The organism is Pseudomonas sp. LBUM1655, assembly GCF_059716085.1.
The window spans coordinates 5,828,727-5,845,511 of the sequence record NZ_CP166801.1; the positions used below are offsets into that span (position 1 = coordinate 5,828,727).

Consider the following 16,785-nt stretch of genomic DNA (forward strand, 5'->3'; position numbering starts at 1 on the left):
GTAGCCGACGTATGGCAAATGTTACCGTTGCAACCGTCAAAGCCTTATAGCACCGGACTTCTGTCAGACAATCGCGTCAATTTGCCGCTTATTTGGTTCCGTTGCCTGCCGATTGAATCGACCAACGGACTCGGAAGGGACAAAAAAGCTGTTATAAAGTTGCGCGCTACCACTTAAGAGCCACGCCTAATGCGACCATTTTTCAAGACATGGCTAACTATTTGCCTATTAATGCCACTGGCCGCCCACGCCACCAATCGTGAGCAACGTCTTCCCAACGTTAACGGCTTTACCCCTAAATCCCATGCTTCTGCCCCTTCGAGCAAAAGCAAGCAAAGCAAAGTCACCACGCTGAGCAGCAAGGGCAACAGCAAGCTGGTGCCACCGATGGCGAGCAAGGAAAGCAGCAATGTCCTTAGCCGCGCGGTGAACGTCCTTGGTACTCCTTATCGTTGGGGCGGCAGTAGCCCAAGTAAAGGCTTCGACTGCAGCGGTCTGGTGAAATACGCGTTCAACGACGCCACGTTCGACCTGCCACGCACCTCCAACGCCATGGCCAGCGGCCACGGCGAGAAAGTCGAGCGCAAGGATCTGAAACCGGGCGACCTGATCTTCTTCAACATCAAGAGCCGTCAGGTCAACCACGTTGCCATCTACCTGGGCAACGACCGCTTCATCCACGCCCCGCGCCGTGGCAAATCGGTGAGCATCGATACGCTGAACAAGCCGTATTGGCAAAAGCATTACGTGGTTGCCAAGCGGGTATTACCGAAAGAACCTGCCAGCAAGCAGCTGCGTGTAGTTCAACGCTAACACCGCGGATCGTCCCCACGCTCTGCGTGGGAACGATCACGCCTCTCTCAGAAGTTATCCGGCGTACGCGCCTTCTCCCGCGCATGCTCCCGGCTGATCAAGCCCTTGGTCACCAGATCCTTCAGGCACATGTCCAGTGTCTGCATCCCCAACGACCCACCCGTCTGAATAGACGAATACATCTGCGCCACCTTGTCCTCGCGGATCAGGTTACGGATCGCCGACGTGCCGAGCATGATCTCGTGCGCTGCCACGCGCCCGCCGCCGATCTTCTTGATCAGCGTCTGCGACACCACCGCCAGCAACGACTCCGACAGCATCGAGCGCACCATCGACTTCTCGTCACCGGGGAATACGTCCACAACCCGGTCGATGGTCTTGGCTGCCGAAGTGGTGTGCAGCGTGCCGAACACCAGATGCCCGGTCTCCGCGGCGGTCAGTGCGAGGCGAATGGTTTCCAGATCGCGCATCTCGCCCACCAGAATCACATCCGGGTCTTCCCGCAGCGCTGAACGCAAAGCGGTGGCGAAACTGCGGGTATCGCGGTGGACTTCGCGCTGATTGATCAGACATTTACGCGATTCGTGAACGAATTCGATCGGATCTTCGATGGTGAGGATGTGGTGATGGCGATGGGTGTTGAGGTAATCGATCATCGCCGCCAGCGTGGTCGACTTGCCGGAACCGGTCGGCCCGGTGACCAGCACCAGTCCACGCGGGGCGTCGGTGATCTTGCGGAAGACATCACCCATGGCGAGGTCTTCCATGCTCAGCACTTTCGACGGGATGGTGCGAAATACCGCGCCGGCACCACGGTTCTGATTGAAAGCGTTGACCCGGAACCGCGCGACACCGGGGACTTCGAAGGAAAAGTCGGTTTCCAGATGTTTCTCGAAGTCGACGCGCTGGGTGTCGTTCATGATGTCGTAGATCAATTCGTGCACTTGCTTGTGATCCAGCGCCGGCAGATTGATCCGCCGCACATCACCATCGACGCGGATCATCGGCGGCAGACCGGCCGACAGGTGCAGGTCGGAAGCTCCCTGTTTGGCGCTGAAGGCCAGTAGTTCAGTGATATCCATAGCGCTCCTCAATTCCAGTAGAATGCCGCGAACCTTCAGACCGCTGGCGCCTCTTGATGTCCACGATAGCAGACAACATTCAACTGGTTAGTTCGCGCATCCAGGCTGCCACCGCAGCGGCCGGGCGCACTGAAAACAGCGTGCAGTTGCTCGCGGTCAGCAAGACCAAACCCGCCGAAGCCCTGCGTGAAGCGTATGCCGCCGGCCTGCGCGACTTTGGCGAGAACTATCTGCAGGAAGCCTTGAGCAAACAGCTCGAACTGGCCGACCTGCCCTTGATCTGGCACTTCATCGGCCCCATTCAATCGAACAAGACTCGCGCCATCGCCGAGCATTTCGAGTGGGTGCATTCCGTGGATCGTCTGAAAATTGCCCAGCGTCTGTCCGAACAGCGCCCGGCGGATCTGCCGCCACTGAACATCTGCATTCAGGTCAACGTCAGCGGTGAAGCCAGCAAGTCCGGCTGCACCCCGGACGACCTGCCGGCCCTGGCCAACGCCATCAGCGCCCTGCCGCGCTTGAAACTGCGCGGTTTGATGGCGATCCCCGAGCCGACCGAAGATCGCGCCGAACAGGATGCCGCTTTTGCTGCAGTGCAACGTTTGCAGGACAGCCTGAATCTACCGCTCGACACACTTTCCATGGGCATGAGCCACGACCTCGAGTCGGCCATTGCCCAGGGCGCCACCTGGGTTCGTATCGGTACGGCCCTTTTCGGCGCCCGCGACTATTCCCAATCTTGAACATTTCTGGATAAGGACTGACATGAGCGACACACGTATTGCCTTTATCGGTGCCGGCAACATGGCCGCCAGCCTCATCGGCGGCCTGCGGGCCAAGGGTCTGGAAGCCGCGCACATCCGCGCCAGCGACCCGGGTGAAGAAACCCGCGCCAAAGTCAGCGCCGAACACGGCATCGAAACCTTTGCCGACAACGCCCAGGCCATCGATGGCGTCGACGTCGTCGTCCTGGCGGTCAAACCTCAGGCAATGAAAGCCGTGTGCGAAGCGATTCGCCCGAGCCTGAAACCGAATCAACTGGTGGTCTCGATTGCCGCCGGCATCACTTGCGCCAGCATGACCGCATGGCTGGGCGAGCAGCCGATCGTGCGTTGCATGCCCAACACCCCGGCGCTGCTGCGTCAGGGCGTCAGCGGCTTGTACGCCACCAGCGAAGTCACCGCCCAACAGCGCCAGCAAGCCGAAGAGCTACTGTCCGCCGTCGGCATCGCTTTGTGGCTGAACGAAGAACAGCAACTGGACGCGGTGACTGCCGTGTCCGGATCCGGCCCTGCGTATTTCTTCCTGCTGATCGAAGCCATGACCGCCGCTGGCGTCAAACTCGGTCTGCCGAAAGAAACTGCCGAACAACTGACGTTGCAAACCGCTCTGGGCGCCGCGCACATGGCGGTTTCCAGTGACGTCGATGCCGCCGAACTGCGCCGCCGCGTGACCTCGCCGGCCGGCACTACTGAAGCTGCAATCAAATCGTTCCAGGCCGGTGGTTTCGAAGCCCTGGTGGAAAAAGCACTCGGCGCCGCCGCGCACCGCTCGGCCGAAATGGCCGAACAACTGGGCAAATAAGGAGCCTTACATGATTGGATTGAACACCGCAGCGGTTTACGTGCTGCAAACCCTCGGCAGTCTGTACCTGCTGATCGTGTTGTTGCGCTTCGTCCTGCAACTGGTACGGGCGAATTTCTACAACCCGCTTTGCCAGTTCATCGTCAAAGCGACTCAGCCGCTGCTCAAGCCACTGCGCCGGATCATCCCGAGTATGTTTGGCCTCGACATGTCGTCGCTGGTACTGGCAATTCTGGTTCAACTGGCGTTGATGGCGCTGACCCTGCTGCTGACTTACGGCACCACCGGTAACCCGCTGCAACTGTTTATCTGGTCGCTGATCGGCGTGACCGCGCTGTTCCTGAAGATATTCTTCTTCGCCCTGATCATCAGCGTGATCCTGTCGTGGGTCGCACCGGGCAGCCACAACCCGGGCGCTGAGCTGGTCAACCAGATCTGCGAACCGGCCCTGGCGCCGTTCCGCAAGTTCCTGCCGAGCCTCGGCGGGCTCGACCTGTCGCCGATCTTCGCGTTCCTGGCGCTGAAGCTGATCGACATGCTGGTGATCAACAACCTCGCGGCGATGACGATGATGCCGGAAATCCTGCGCCTGCTGATGTGAGCTGGTTTCGCTGGGACGGTGACGACCTGATTCTGGAATGTCACCTGCAACCTGCGGCCCGTAGCGATGACTTCGCCGGGCTGCATGGTGATCGGCTGAAGATCCGCCTGACCGCGCCGCCGGTCGAGGGCAAGGCCAATGCGTATCTGATGGGCTTTCTGGCCAAGGCGTTTGGGGTATCCAAGAGCCAGGTCAGCTTACTCAGCGGTGAGTTGAACCGGCAGAAGCGGGTGAAGATTTGCTCGCCGAAGAAGTTGCCGGAATTGCCTGACCTGATGCGCTCCTGATCACCCTGTGGCGAGGGGATTTATCCCCGATGGGTCGCGGAGCGGCCGCCTGGTTGTTGCCAACCCCAATCACTTGGCACTGCCAAGTGATTACAGGGCTGCTACGCAGCCCATCGGGGATAAATCCCCTCACCACAGGGGACTTCGCTCAATGAACGATCATGCCCGATCGTTGCTTGCCGCTAACCCCCCCGGTCTTTAGACTTACGCCTCATTTCAACGAGAGCAGGGTCGATGCCAACTGCCTTTCCCCCCGATTCTGTTGGTCTGGTAACGCCGCAAACGGCGCACTTCAGCGAACCGCTGGCCCTGGCCTGTGGCCGTTCGCTGGCCGCTTATGACCTGATCTACGAAACCTACGGCACGCTGAACGCGCAGGCGAGCAACGCCGTGCTGATCTGCCACGCCTTGTCCGGCCATCACCACGCCGCTGGCTATCACAGCCCCGACGACCGCAAGCCCGGTTGGTGGGACAGCTGCATCGGCCCCGGCAAACCGATCGACACCAGCAAATTCTTCGTGGTTAGCCTGAATAATCTGGGCGGCTGCAACGGTTCCACCGGCCCGAGCAGTATTAACCCGGAGACCGGCAAACCGTTCGGTGCCGACTTCCCGGTACTCACCGTGGAAGACTGGGTACACAGCCAGGCGCGTCTGGCCGACCTGCTCGGCATCGGCCAATGGGCAGCGGTGATCGGCGGCAGCCTCGGCGGCATGCAGGCGCTGCAATGGACCATCACTTACCCGGATCGCGTGCGCCATTGTCTGGCGATCGCCTCGGCCCCCAAGTTGTCGGCGCAGAACATCGCCTTCAACGAAGTGGCGCGCCAGGCGATTCTTACAGACCCGGAATTCCACGGCGGTTCGTTCCAGGAAGCGGGCGTGATCCCCAAACGCGGCCTGATGCTGGCGCGGATGGTCGGGCACATCACCTACCTGTCCGACGATTCCATGGGCGAGAAATTCGGCCGAGGCCTGAAGAGCGAAAAGCTCAACTACGACTTCCACAGTGTCGAGTTCCAGGTCGAAAGCTACCTGCGTTACCAGGGCGAAGAGTTCTCCGGACGCTTCGACGCCAACACCTATCTATTGATGACCAAGGCGCTGGATTACTTCGATCCGGCAGCGAACTTCGACGATAACCTTGCGAAAACCTTCGAGAACGCCACGGCCAAGTTCTGCGTGATGTCGTTCACCACCGACTGGCGTTTTTCCCCGGCTCGTTCACGCGAACTGGTGGACGCGCTGATGGCAGCACGTAAAGACGTCAGCTACCTGGAAATCGACGCGCCGCAGGGCCACGACGCCTTCCTGATTCCGATCCCGCGCTATTTGCAGGCGTTCGGCAATTACATGAACCGCATTTCGTTGTGAGAAAGCCATGAGAGCTGATCTGGAAATCATCCAGGAATGGATCCCCGCCGGCAGCCGCGTCCTCGACCTCGGTTGCGGTGACGGCGAACTGCTGACCTGGCTGCGCGACCACAAGCAGGTCACCGGTTATGGCCTGGAAAACGACGCCGACAACATCGCTCAATGCGTGGCCAAAGGCGTCAACGTCATCGAGCAGGATCTGGATAAAGGCCTGGGCAACTTCGCCAGCAACAGTTTCGACATCGTGGTGATGACCCAGGCGCTGCAAGCCGTGCATTACCCGGACAAGATCCTCGACGAAATGCTGCGGGTCGGCCGTCAGTGCATCATCACCTTCCCCAACTTCGGTCACTGGCGCTGCCGCTGGTATCTGGCGAGCAAGGGGCGGATGCCGGTCTCCGAGTTTCTGCCGTACACCTGGTACAACACGCCGAACATCCACTTCTGCACCTTCGAAGACTTTGAAGAACTTTGTCGCGAACGTGATGCGAAGGTCATTGATCGGCTTGCCGTGGATCAACAGCACCGCCACGGGTGGGCCAGTAAGCTATGGCCTAATCTGTTAGGTGAAATTGGTATCTACCGCGTCAGCAGCCCGGTGCTTGCAGATCATCGGGTCGCGGTCTGAGCCAAGACATTTCGAGGAGGATGATCATGGGTCGTTTAGCGTTGTTGTTAATCACTGCCTGCCTGAGCGTCGGCGCCATGGCTGCCGATGCCATCAAGGGCGAGCGCAAGGAAGTGTTCGGTGATGTCACCGTGCACTACAACACCTTCAACTCCACCTTCCTGACGCCGGACATCGCCAAGGCTGCCGAGCTGATCCGCAGCAAGAATCAGGGCGTGATCAACGTCTCGGTGATCAAGGGCGGCAAACCGTTGATCGCCAACGTTACCGGCACGGTCAAAGACCTGACCAGCCAGAGCGTGCCGCTGAACTTCAAGCAAGTCACCGAGCAGGGTGCGATCTATTACATCGCCCAATACCCGGTGCCTCAGCAGGAAACCCGCACCTTCGAAATCAAGGTGCAGACCGGTGACAAGATCGACACCATCAACTTCAACCAAGAACTTTTCCCCGGCGAATGATGAATCTCAAGCAGCTCGTACTGGCCAGCCATAACGCCGGCAAACTCAAAGAACTCCAGGCCATGCTCGGCGACTCGGTGCAACTGCGCTCGATCGGCGAGTGGAGCAAGGTCGAGCCGGAGGAAACCGGTCTGTCGTTCGTCGAGAACGCGATCCTCAAGGCGCGTAACGCCGCACGTATTTCCGGGCTGCCGGCGCTGGCCGACGACTCCGGTCTGGCAGTGGATTTCCTCGGCGGTGCACCGGGCATCTATTCGGCGCGTTATGCCGACGGCAAGGGCGATGCGGCGAACAACGCCAAGCTGCTCGACGCCCTCAAAGACGTGCCTGAAGCCGAACGCGGCGCGCAGTTCGTCTGCGTGCTGGCGCTGGTGCGTCACGCCGACGATCCGTTGCCGATCCTCTTCGAAGGCCTGTGGCACGGACGCATCCTGACTGCCGCCAGCGGCGAACACGGTTTTGGTTACGACCCGCTGTTCTGGGTGCCGGAGCGCGATGTATCCAGCGCTGAACTGAGCCCGGCCGACAAGAATCAGATCAGCCACCGCGCCCGCGCAATGGATCTGCTGCGCCAGCGTCTGGGCCTGAAATGACCGACACCCCCTCTGCGTCGTCGCTGATCATCGGCGGCGCCGCTTCTTCGCCTCGGGCGCCACTGCCAACGCTGCCGCCCCTGGCGCTGTACATCCACATCCCTTGGTGTGTGCGCAAATGCCCGTATTGCGATTTCAACTCGCACACCGCCAGCCCGGTGCTGCCGGAGCAGGAATACGTCGACGCGTTGCTGGCCGATCTCGATCAGGACCTGCATGCGGTTTATGGCCGTGAAATCAGCTCGATTTTCTTCGGTGGCGGTACACCGAGCCTGTTCAGTGCCGAAGCCCTTGGGCGTTTGCTGAAAGGCGTCGAGCACCGCATTCCGTTTGCCAAAGACATTGAGATCACTCTGGAAGCCAACCCCGGCACCTTCGAACAAGAGAAGTTTGTCGCGTACCGCAAGCTGGGGATCAATCGCCTGTCGATCGGTATCCAGAGTTTCCAGCAGGAAAAGCTCAAGGCGCTCGGCCGTATTCATAACGGCGACGAAGCAGTACGCGCGGCAGGCATGGCGCGGCAGGCCGGGTTCGATAACTTCAACCTCGACTTGATGCACGGCTTGCCCGATCAGTCGCTGGACGACGCCTTGAGCGATCTGCGCCAGGCCATCGAACTACAGCCGACGCACATTTCCTGGTATCAGCTGACGCTTGAGCCGAACACGGTGTTCTGGAACCAGCCGCCGGTGCTGCCGGAAGACGACACGCTGTGGGACATTCAAGAGGCCGGGCAAGCGCTACTGGCCGAGCACGGTTACGCGCAATACGAAGTGTCGGCTTACGCCCAACCCGGTCGCCCGGCGCGGCATAACCTCAATTATTGGAGTTTCGGCGACTTCATCGGCATCGGTGCCGGCGCTCACGGCAAACTCAGCCATCCGGACGGGCGCATCGTGCGTACCTGGAAGACGCGCCTGCCGAAGGACTATCTCAACCCGGCGAAAAGCTTCCAGGCCGGCGAGAAAGCCCTGGCCAACGATGAGATGCCGTTCGAGTTCCTGATGAACGCCTTGCGCCTGACCGAAGGCGTCGAATCGCGCCTGTATCCGGAACGCACCGGCCTGTCGCTGGAAAGCCTCGCCGAAGGCCGGGCAGCGGCAGAACAAAGCGGTCTGTTGCAGGTCGAACCGTCACGTCTGGCGGCCACCGAGCGCGGACAGCTGTTCCTCAACGACTTGCTGCAACAATTCCTGAACTGAGCCCAACCCTCAACTTCTGTCCCAAGGGAAAACGCATGGATTTGATACTCGACCTGCTCGCTACCGTCTCCCGCTGGAGCCGCAGCAACCTCTCGGAAATCGCATTGGCGCTGGTCGGCTGCCTGCTGGTGCTGTTCGGCGCCGACTTCAAAGGCTGGGTCGAACAACGCTTGGGCAGCATCGCCGGCGCCCTGCGCGTACCGCTCATGGCCCTGCTGTGCTTGATCGGCAGCGGTGCAGCACTGATCTACGCCACGCCTTGGGTAATCAAGGGATTGAGCCAGTTCAACAATTACAGCTTGGCACCGGTGCTGTTGGTGGTGCTGGTGTTGATCGGCGTAGTCGCAGACCGCCGCTGATCTTTCAGCACACCAGAAACAACTGTGGGAGCGAGCTTGCTCGCGAAGGCGGCTAAACATTCAACATCATCGTTGACCGTCAGACCGCTTTCGCGAGCAAGCTCGCTCCCACAGATTTTACGCTAGTTTTTCGAACTTCAGGTCCCATACGCCGTGGCCAAGTCGTTCGCCGCGGCGTTCGAACTTGGTGATCGGGCGTTCGGCCGGGCGTGGCACGCACTTGCCGTCTTCGGCGAGGTTGCGGTAGCCCGGGGCGACGCTCATCACTTCCAGCATGTATTCGGCATACGGTTCCCAGTCGGTGGCCATGTGCAGAATACCGCCGACCTTCAACTTGCTGCGCACCAGTTCAGCGAACGACGCCTGAACGATACGACGCTTGTGGTGACGGCTCTTGTGCCACGGATCCGGGAAGAACAGCATCAGGCGATCAAGGCTGTTGTCGGCGATGCAGCGGTTGAGCACTTCGATCGCGTCGCAGTCGTAAACGCGCAGGTTGGTCAGGCCCTGAGTCAGCACGCCATTGAGCAGCGCGCCGACACCCGGACGGTGAACCTCAACGCCGATGAAATCCTGCTCCGGTGCCGCTGCAGCCATTTCCAGCAACGAGTGGCCCATGCCGAAACCGATCTCCAGCGAGCGCGGTGCCGAGCGGCCGAACACCTGATCGTAATCCACCGGCGCGTCAGCCAATGGCAGCACGAACAGCGGCGTGCCTTGATCCAGGCCTTTCTGCTGGCCTTCGGTCATGCGCCCGGCGCGCATCACGAAACTCTTGATGCGGCGGTGTTGGCGCTCGTCGCCCTCTTCCGTCTGGATAGGCGTGTCGTTCGATTCAGTCATCAATGGCTCTTACTTGATCAGACCATCCAGCGGCGAAGAGGCGCTGGCATAGAGTTTTTTCGGCATGCGGCCGGCGAGGTAGGCCAGACGGCCCGCGACGATCGCGTGTTGCATGGCTTGGGCCATCATCACCGGTTGACCGGCGTGGGCGATGGCCGAATTCATCAGCACCGCGTCACAGCCCAGCTCCATGGCAATGGTAGCGTCGGAAGCGGTACCGACACCGGCATCCACCAACACCGGGATCTTGGCTTCTTCGAGGATGATCTGCAGGTTGTACGGGTTGCAGATCCCCAGACCCGAACCGATCAGACCGGCCAGCGGCATCACCGCGATGCAGCCGATTTCCGCGAGTTGACGGGCGATGATCGGGTCATCGCTGGTGTAGACCATCACGTCGAAACCTTCCTTGACCAGCGTTTCGGCGGCCTTGAGGGTTTCGATCACGTTGGGGAACAGGGTTTTCTGGTCGGCCAGCACTTCCAGCTTCACCAGGTTGTGGCCGTCGAGCAGTTCGCGGGCCAGGCGGCAGGTGCGCACGGCTTCGATGGCGTCGTAGCAACCAGCGGTATTCGGCAGGAAGGTGTAGCGATCCGGCGACAGCACGTCGAGCAGGTTCGGCTCGCCTTCGATCTGGCCGAGGTTGGTGCGGCGCACGGCGAAGGTGACGATTTCGGCACCCGAGGCTTCGATCGCCTGGCGGGTTTCTTCCATGTCACGGTACTTGCCGGTACCGACCAGCAAACGCGACTGGTAAGTACGACCGGCCAGCACAAAAGGCTTGTCGCTACGAACGATGCTCATGGGGAATCCTCTTTAGGGGTGAGGGTCTTGCAGAATTCTGTGCCCTTGCGGGCGGAACGACTAGCCGCCGCCGATGGCGTGCACCACTTCGACATTGTCGCCGTCGTTGAGCGTGGTGTCGGCATGCTGGCTGCGCGGGACGATATCCAGATTGAGTTCGACTGCTACCCGGCGTCCGGTCAGATCCAGACGGGTCAGCAGGGCCGCAACGGTTTCACCGTCGGGCAGTTCAAGGGATTCGCCGTTCAACTGAATGCGCATGCGCAAGGCCGCCATCATTTTTAGGGGCTGGCATTCTAGCCCGATCAGACGGGGCGACCCAAGCCATTCATCGTGAAATGGACTACCCGGTCAGCTCAACCGCCAGGCGGCCAGCCCCAGGCACAGCCAGCCGATCAGAAACGCCAGGCCGCCGAACGGGGTGATGATGCCAAGCTTGCTGATGCCGGTGATGGTCAGTAGGTACAGACTGCCGGAGAACAACAAAATGCCGATGGAGAACGAAACGCCAGCCCAGGTCAACAGCCGACCCTGAATCTGTGTGGCCAGCAGCGCCACGCCGAACAGCGCCAAAGTGTGCACCAGTTGATAGGTGACGCCGGTGTGGAAAATCGCCAGATACTCGGGCGTCAGGCGGTTTTTCAGGCCGTGGGCGGCGAATGCACCCAATGCAACCCCGGTAAAACCAAAGAAAGCGGCCAGCATCAGAAAGCCACGCAGCATGTGGAACTCCAGTCAGACTCGATCGGCAGGGTCTGTATAATGGCCCGCTCCACGGGTTCGGCCAAGCCATCTCTATGCTGCGTTCAATTTTCCGTCGTCTCACGAAGGCCCTGCTCTGGTTCGCGGGCGGCAGCGTATTGCTGGTCCTGTTGTTTCGTTTCGTGCCGCCGCCCGGCACGGCGCTGATGGTCGAGCGCAAGGTCGAATCCTGGGTCGACGGCGAGCCGATCGACCTGCAACGCACCTGGAAACCGTGGGATGAGATCTCCGATGATCTTAAGGTGGCGGTCATGGCCGGCGAGGATCAGAAGTTTCCCGAGCATTGGGGCTTTGATTTCAGCGCCATCCAGGCCGCGCTGGCCCATAACGAACTCGGAGGCTCGATTCGCGGCGCCAGTACGTTGAGCCAGCAAGTGTCGAAGAACCTGTTTCTGTGGGCCGGCCGTAGTTATCTGCGAAAAGGTCTGGAAGCTTGGTTTACCGCGCTGATCGAGGTGTTCTGGCCCAAGCAGCGGATTCTTGAGGTGTATCTGAACAGCGTCGAGTGGGATGACGGGGTATTTGGCGCTGAAGCGGCGGCCCGGCATCACTTTGGCGTAAGCGCCAAGTCGCTGTCCCGGCAGCAGGCAAGCTATTTGGCAGCTGTCCTGCCGAACCCACGGGTCTGGAGTGCGAGCCATCCGACAGCGTATGTTTCGCGCCGAGCCGGGTGGATTCGCCAGCAGATGAGTCAGTTGGGCGGGACGAGCTATCTGCTCGGTCTCAATGATTCGCGCCGGGCGCCCTGGGCGCAGTAGTGCCATAAAGCAAAAGATCGCAGCCTTCGGCAGCTCCTACACAGGATTGCATTTCACCTGTAGAAGCTGCCGAAGGCTGCGATCTTTTGATCTGCTGAACGAAAACGCCCCGATCATTGCTGATCGGGGCGTTTTTATTTGCCGAGGCGCCGGTTACGCGGCAATCGACAACTTGAGCTTGTTCATCGCGCTCTTTTCGAGCTGACGGATACGCTCGGCCGACACGTTGTACTTCTGCGCAAGGTCGTGCAGCGTGGCTTTTTCTTCTGCCAGCCAACGCTGGTAAAGGATGTCACGGCTGCGTTCGTCCAGCACTTCCAGCGCTTCGTGCAGATTGCTGTTGGAGTTGTCGCTCCAGTCGGCATCTTCCAGTTGACGCGCCGGGTCGTACCGGTGGTCTTCCAGATAGTTGGCCGGCGACTGGAAAGCGCTGTCGTCGTCCGCTTCCGCGGCCGGGTCGAAGGCCATGTCGTGGCCGGTCAGGCGACTTTCCATCTCGCGCACTTCCCGCGGCTCGACGCCGAGGCTTTCCGCCACACGGTGGACTTCCTCGTTGTTCAGCCACGCCAGACGTTTCTTCTGGCTGCGCAGGTTGAAGAACAGCTTGCGCTGGGCCTTGGTGGTCGCGACTTTCACAATGCGCCAGTTGCGCAGGATGAACTCGTGAATTTCCGCCTTGATCCAGTGCACGGCGAACGACACCAGACGCACACCCATTTCCGGGTTGAAGCGCTTCACAGCCTTCATCAGGCCGACGTTACCTTCCTGGATCAGGTCAGCCTGAGCCAGACCGTAGCCGGAATAGCTACGGGCAATGTGTACGACAAAACGCAGGTGGGCGAGCACCATCTGCCGAGCCGCCCCCAAATCCTGCTCATAGTAGAGACTCTCGGCCAGTTCACGCTCCTGCTCCGGCGTCAGCAGTGGAATGCTGTTCACGGTGTGCACATAGGCTTCCAGGTTCGCACCTGGAACCAACGCGTACGCAGGTTGCAAAGAATTGGTCATACGAAAAAACCTCCGACTTACATAACTCGCGCCTTTCGGCACTGCGAAAAATTGACCGGGAACTCAAGTACAAGTTCCCAAAAAAACCGCAAGGCCAATCACGCGCAAAAAAGATTCTACTTCGGCGCCAGCTCCCTGAGATGACGTGCGACTGCAATCCATGCACCGATATAACCCAACAGCACCGCGCCAAGCAAGAGCGACAGACCGTCGGCAACTGGCACTCCGGCCAGTGCGAAATCACTGCCGTACAAGCCGGCCAGTCCAACCACCGCATCATTCAACCAGTTCAGGCCGAACGCCAATACGCCCCAGGACAGCAGTCCCGCACCGAAGCCATACAACGCGCCCATATAAAGGAAGGGACGACGTACATAGCTGTCGGTGCCGCCGACGAGTTTAATCACTTCTATCTCGGTGCGGCGGTTTTCAATATGAAGACGAATGGTATTGCCTATCACCAAAAGTAATGCAGAAACCAACAACACCGTCAGACCGAAGACAAAACGATCGCCGAGCTTGAGGATGGCGGCCAGACGCTCGACCCAGACTAGATCAAGTTGTGCCTGTTGTACCTTGGGCAGCTCGGAAAGTTTTTGTCTTAATGCTTCCAGGGTCGGCTTGTCGACCTCGTTCGGGGTCACCAGCACCACACCCGGCAACGGGTTTTCCGGCAGCTCGCGCAGGGCTTCGCCCAATCCGGACTGCTGCTGGAACTCTTCCAGCGCCTGATCGCGGCCGACATATTCAGCATCAGCTACGCCGGGCATGCCTTTGATCTGCTCGCGCAACGATTCGCCCTGCTCCGGGCTGGCGTCGAGTTGCAGGTACAGCGAAATCTGCGCCGCCCGCTGCCACGAACCGCCGAGACGCTCGACGTTGTTGAGCAGCAGCGACAACCCCATCGGCAGGCTCAGCGCCACGGCCATCACCATGCAGGTGAAGAAGCTGCCGATCGGCTGCTTGCCGAGACGACGCAGGCTGTCGAGCAAACTGGCACGATGGCTTTCGACCCAGGCGCGGAACAGCGTGGCGAAATCCGGGCTGTCGTCATCGTCGTGCTTTTTCTTCTTTTGCGGCTGCGGATCGGCGGCCTTGGGGGCCACGCGCTCGGAAACCTTGGGGCTACGAGTCGCACTCATTCGCCAGCCTCCCCGTCGCCGATCAATCGGCCACGTTGCAGGGTCAGCATACGGTGACGCATGCGCGCAATCAGTGCCAGGTCGTGACTCGCGATCAGCACGCTGGTGCCCAGCCGGTTGATGTCTTCGAACACGCCCATGATTTCGGCTGCCAGACGCGGATCGAGGTTACCGGTCGGTTCATCCGCCAGCAGCAAGGCCGGGCGATGGACGATGGCGCGGGCAATGCCGACGCGCTGTTGCTGACCGGTGGACAGGTCGCCGGGGTACAGATCGGTTTTATCCGACAGCGCCACGCGCTCCAGCGCCGAGTCGACACGCTTGGCGATCTCGGCCTTGGACAGCCCGAGAATCTGCAGCGGCAACGCGACGTTGTTGAACACCGTGCGATCGAACAGCAACTGGTGATTCTGGAACACCACGCCGATCTGCCGGCGCAGGAACGGAATCTGTGCATTGCTGATGGTGCTCAGGTCTTGCCCGGCCAGCAGCAATTTGCCGCTGGTCGGACGTTCCATCGCCAGCAACAGGCGCAACAGCGTTGATTTGCCGGCGCCAGAATGGCCGGTGACAAACAAGAACTCGCCACGACGGACTCGAAAGCTCAGCTCATGCAAGCCGACGTGACCGTTCGGATACCGTTTACCGACCTGTTCGAAACGAATCATGAACGCTCCCGCTCGGCAAACAGTGCCTGGACAAAGGGTTCGGCTTCAAAAGTACGCAAATCGTCGATGCCTTCACCGACGCCGATGTAGCGGATCGGCAAGCCAAACTGCTTGGCCAGGGCGAAAATCACCCCGCCCTTGGCGGTGCCGTCGAGCTTGGTCAGCGCCAGGCCGGTCAGTTCGACGGTCTGGTTGAATTGCTTGGCCTGGTTGATGGCGTTCTGGCCGGTGCCGGCATCGAGCACCAGCAGCACTTCGTGCGGCGCGTCGGCGTCGAGCTTGCCGATTACCCGGCGAACTTTTTTCAGTTCTTCCATCAGGTTGTCTTTGGTGTGCAGACGACCAGCGGTGTCGGCGATCAGCACGTCGATGCCACGAGCCTTGGCGGCTTGCACGGCGTCGAAGATCACCGAAGCCGAATCAGCGCCGGTGTGCTGGGCGATCACCGGGATCTTGTTGCGTTCACCCCAGACCTGCAATTGCTCCACAGCGGCGGCGCGGAAGGTGTCACCGGCGGCGAGCATGACTTTCTTGCCTTCCAGTTGCAGCTTCTTCGCCAGTTTGCCAATGGTCGTGGTCTTGCCGGCGCCGTTGACGCCAACGACGAGGATCACGAATGGCTTGTTCTGCGAAACAATCTTCAGCGGCTGCTCGACCGGTTTGAGCATCGCAGCCAGCTCGGCCTGCAGGGATTTGTACAACGCGTCGGCGTCGGCCAGTTCCTTGCGAGCGACCTTCTGGGTCAGGCGCTGGATGATCTGCGTAGTGGCTTCGACGCCGACGTCGGCAGTCAGCAGACGGGTTTCGAGGTCGTCGAGCAAGTCGTCGTCGATGGTTTTTCGGCCTAGAAACAGGCTGGCCATGCCCTCGCCGATGCTGGCGCTGGTTTTCGACAGACCTTGCTTGAGGCGGGCGAAGAAACCGGCTTTGGCCTCCTCGGTACGCGGGGCTTCGGCCGGAACTTCGACGGGCGCAGCTTCGACCGCAACGATTGGCGCAGCGACAACCGGCGCGGGTGCTGGCTCTGGCTCTGGTTGCTGGATGATTGGCGCAACTGGAGCAACCGGCTCGGCAAACACTGGCGCAGCAGGCGCTGCCACAACCGGCGCAGGCTCGACAACCGGCTCAACCAAAGGCGCCGGAGCAACCTCGGCAACGAACGCGGCAGGCGCAGGAATTGGCGGTGTCACATGGGACGCGGCCTCTTCCACCAGCGCCACCGGCTCTTCCGCCACTGGCAAAGTCAGCCACGGTTCGGCGGCCGGGGTCAGCGGCAATTCGGCGGCCACCGGGATTTCAGTCTCAGGCTCGGCCGCCGGTTGCAGCACCGGCTCGGCAATCGGCAGAACGATCGGCGTCGGTTCTTCTTCTATTACGGGAGCAGGCGCAGGGGCTGGCTCAGGAATCGCGGGCGGCTGTTCGACGACGGGTTCCTGCGGTTTTTTACGCAGCCATCCGAACAGGCTTTTCTTCTCGCCAGCCGCAGCTGGGGTCTTCTTGTCGTCGTTGGAACCAAACATGGAGGACGGCTATCTCACGGTAGCGACGCGCCATAAGGGCGCCCCGGCAAATAAATATTCGATGCAGAACAGACTGTGTTTCACCCAGCTTGTTCACGCGCAACATTTTGTCGAGGCGCCAAAGGCACCTCAAAGGTCGATTATTACGAAGGACTGGAACGGCATCGTCGGCGAAAACGCAGAGTTTAGCTGACAAACTCAAAGCTTCTGCCGGAAACCCATACAACCTATCGACTGATCAAAGGCCTGATAGGCGTGGCCGCCAGTAAAACGGATCAGTATCCTAGCACCTCCTC

Annotated in this window: 22 protein-coding genes; 13 read left to right on the forward strand and 9 right to left on the reverse strand. The window is 60.3% G+C overall.

The window, feature by feature from the left end:
* The first annotated feature begins 189 nt into the window (after positions 1-189).
* Complete coding sequence (locus ACA074_RS26225) at positions 190-813, forward strand: C40 family peptidase (protein ID WP_187679031.1); 624 nt, start codon at positions 190-192, stop codon at positions 811-813.
* A gap of 47 nt (positions 814-860) precedes the next feature.
* On the opposite strand, the gene ACA074_RS26230 is transcribed toward ACA074_RS26225, so the two are convergent.
* On the reverse strand, positions 861-1,895 hold the full coding sequence (locus ACA074_RS26230) for a type IV pilus twitching motility protein PilT (RefSeq protein ID WP_187679032.1): 1,035 nt from the start codon (positions 1,893-1,895) through the stop codon (positions 861-863).
* A 56-nt stretch (positions 1,896-1,951) separates the two neighbouring features.
* Between ACA074_RS26230 and ACA074_RS26235 the strand changes: the two genes are divergently transcribed.
* The 10 genes from ACA074_RS26235 to ACA074_RS26280 all read left to right on the forward strand — a co-directional run bounded on the left by ACA074_RS26235 (position 1,952) and on the right by ACA074_RS26280 (position 8,984).
* Entirely contained in the window at positions 1,952-2,638 is a 687-nt protein-coding gene (locus tag ACA074_RS26235; protein WP_489879322.1) for a YggS family pyridoxal phosphate-dependent enzyme, read from the forward strand.
* A gap of 22 nt (positions 2,639-2,660) precedes the next feature.
* A complete protein-coding gene (gene proC, locus ACA074_RS26240) occupies positions 2,661-3,479 on the forward strand; it encodes a pyrroline-5-carboxylate reductase (RefSeq protein WP_497678043.1) in 819 nt (272 codons plus the stop codon).
* 10 nt (positions 3,480-3,489) lie between these two features.
* Entirely contained in the window at positions 3,490-4,080 is a 591-nt protein-coding gene (locus ACA074_RS26245; protein ID WP_187679035.1) for a YggT family protein, read from the forward strand.
* Positions 4,077-4,367: a DUF167 domain-containing protein gene (locus ACA074_RS26250; protein ID WP_401269367.1), complete on the forward strand. Its 291-nt coding sequence runs from the start codon at positions 4,077-4,079 to the stop codon at positions 4,365-4,367. The genes ACA074_RS26245 and ACA074_RS26250 overlap by 4 nt, the downstream gene beginning before the upstream one ends.
* 234 nt (positions 4,368-4,601) lie before the next feature.
* Complete coding sequence (gene metX, locus ACA074_RS26255) at positions 4,602-5,741, forward strand: homoserine O-succinyltransferase MetX (protein ID WP_187679037.1); 1,140 nt, start codon at positions 4,602-4,604, stop codon at positions 5,739-5,741.
* Positions 5,742-5,748: 7 nt separating this feature from the next.
* A complete protein-coding gene (gene metW / locus ACA074_RS26260) occupies positions 5,749-6,369 on the forward strand; it encodes a methionine biosynthesis protein MetW (protein WP_095186989.1) in 621 nt (206 codons plus the stop codon).
* A 26-nt stretch (positions 6,370-6,395) separates the two neighbouring features.
* The gene (locus ACA074_RS26265) at positions 6,396-6,830 is read left to right on the forward strand and encodes a DUF4426 domain-containing protein (protein WP_497678044.1); all 435 of its coding nucleotides are present in this window, start codon (positions 6,396-6,398) and stop codon (positions 6,828-6,830) included.
* Positions 6,827-7,423: an RdgB/HAM1 family non-canonical purine NTP pyrophosphatase gene (gene rdgB / locus ACA074_RS26270; RefSeq protein WP_497678045.1), complete on the forward strand. Its 597-nt coding sequence runs from the start codon at positions 6,827-6,829 to the stop codon at positions 7,421-7,423. The genes ACA074_RS26265 and rdgB overlap by 4 nt, the downstream gene beginning before the upstream one ends.
* The gene (hemW, locus tag ACA074_RS26275) at positions 7,420-8,625 is read left to right on the forward strand and encodes a radical SAM family heme chaperone HemW (protein ID WP_497678046.1); all 1,206 of its coding nucleotides are present in this window, start codon (positions 7,420-7,422) and stop codon (positions 8,623-8,625) included. The genes rdgB and hemW overlap by 4 nt, the downstream gene beginning before the upstream one ends.
* Before the next feature lie 35 nt (positions 8,626-8,660).
* Positions 8,661-8,984, forward strand: a complete 324-nt coding sequence (locus ACA074_RS26280) for a DUF3392 domain-containing protein (RefSeq protein WP_008083808.1) — start codon at positions 8,661-8,663, stop codon at positions 8,982-8,984.
* Positions 8,985-9,101: 117 nt separating this feature from the next.
* On the opposite strand, the gene trmB is transcribed toward ACA074_RS26280, so the two are convergent.
* From trmB to ACA074_RS26300, 4 genes are all read right to left on the reverse strand, one after another.
* Complete coding sequence (trmB, locus tag ACA074_RS26285) at positions 9,102-9,827, reverse strand: tRNA (guanosine(46)-N7)-methyltransferase TrmB (RefSeq protein ID WP_497678047.1); 726 nt, start codon at positions 9,825-9,827, stop codon at positions 9,102-9,104.
* Between the two features lie 9 nt (positions 9,828-9,836).
* Positions 9,837-10,631 (reverse strand): thiazole synthase, encoded by a 795-nt coding sequence (locus ACA074_RS26290; RefSeq protein ID WP_042561554.1) that lies wholly within the window; start codon positions 10,629-10,631, stop codon positions 9,837-9,839.
* Positions 10,632-10,691: 60 nt separating this feature from the next.
* Positions 10,692-10,892 carry a sulfur carrier protein ThiS gene (thiS, locus tag ACA074_RS26295; protein ID WP_167394879.1) on the reverse strand — a complete coding sequence of 67 codons (201 nt, stop codon included), beginning with the start codon at positions 10,890-10,892 and terminating at the stop codon, positions 10,692-10,694.
* A 90-nt stretch (positions 10,893-10,982) separates the two neighbouring features.
* The gene (locus ACA074_RS26300; protein WP_497678048.1) at positions 10,983-11,354 is read right to left on the reverse strand and encodes a DUF423 domain-containing protein; all 372 of its coding nucleotides are present in this window, start codon (positions 11,352-11,354) and stop codon (positions 10,983-10,985) included.
* A 74-nt stretch (positions 11,355-11,428) separates the two neighbouring features.
* Here ACA074_RS26300 and mtgA point away from each other — a divergent pair, with 74 nt between their 5' ends.
* On the forward strand, positions 11,429-12,151 hold the full coding sequence (gene mtgA / locus ACA074_RS26305) for a monofunctional biosynthetic peptidoglycan transglycosylase (protein WP_187679043.1): 723 nt from the start codon (positions 11,429-11,431) through the stop codon (positions 12,149-12,151).
* Between the two features lie 153 nt (positions 12,152-12,304).
* Here mtgA and rpoH read toward each other — a convergent pair whose 3' ends face one another.
* The 4 genes from rpoH to ftsY all read right to left on the reverse strand — a co-directional run bounded on the left by rpoH (position 12,305) and on the right by ftsY (position 16,489).
* Positions 12,305-13,159, reverse strand: a complete 855-nt coding sequence (gene rpoH / locus ACA074_RS26310; protein WP_007913617.1) for an RNA polymerase sigma factor RpoH — start codon at positions 13,157-13,159, stop codon at positions 12,305-12,307.
* 116 nt (positions 13,160-13,275) lie between these two features.
* A complete protein-coding gene (ftsX, locus tag ACA074_RS26315) occupies positions 13,276-14,301 on the reverse strand; it encodes a permease-like cell division protein FtsX (protein ID WP_497678049.1) in 1,026 nt (341 codons plus the stop codon).
* On the reverse strand, positions 14,298-14,969 hold the full coding sequence (ftsE, locus tag ACA074_RS26320; protein WP_008065082.1) for a cell division ATP-binding protein FtsE: 672 nt from the start codon (positions 14,967-14,969) through the stop codon (positions 14,298-14,300). The genes ftsX and ftsE overlap by 4 nt, the downstream gene beginning before the upstream one ends.
* A complete protein-coding gene (gene ftsY, locus ACA074_RS26325; protein ID WP_497678050.1) occupies positions 14,966-16,489 on the reverse strand; it encodes a signal recognition particle-docking protein FtsY in 1,524 nt (507 codons plus the stop codon). The genes ftsE and ftsY overlap by 4 nt, the downstream gene beginning before the upstream one ends.
* Between ftsY and ACA074_RS26330 the strand changes: the two genes are divergently transcribed.
* Positions 16,488-16,682, forward strand: a complete 195-nt coding sequence (locus ACA074_RS26330; protein ID WP_187679046.1) for a hypothetical protein — start codon at positions 16,488-16,490, stop codon at positions 16,680-16,682. The genes ftsY and ACA074_RS26330 overlap by 2 nt on opposite strands.
* The last annotated feature ends 103 nt before the right edge of the window (positions 16,683-16,785 follow it).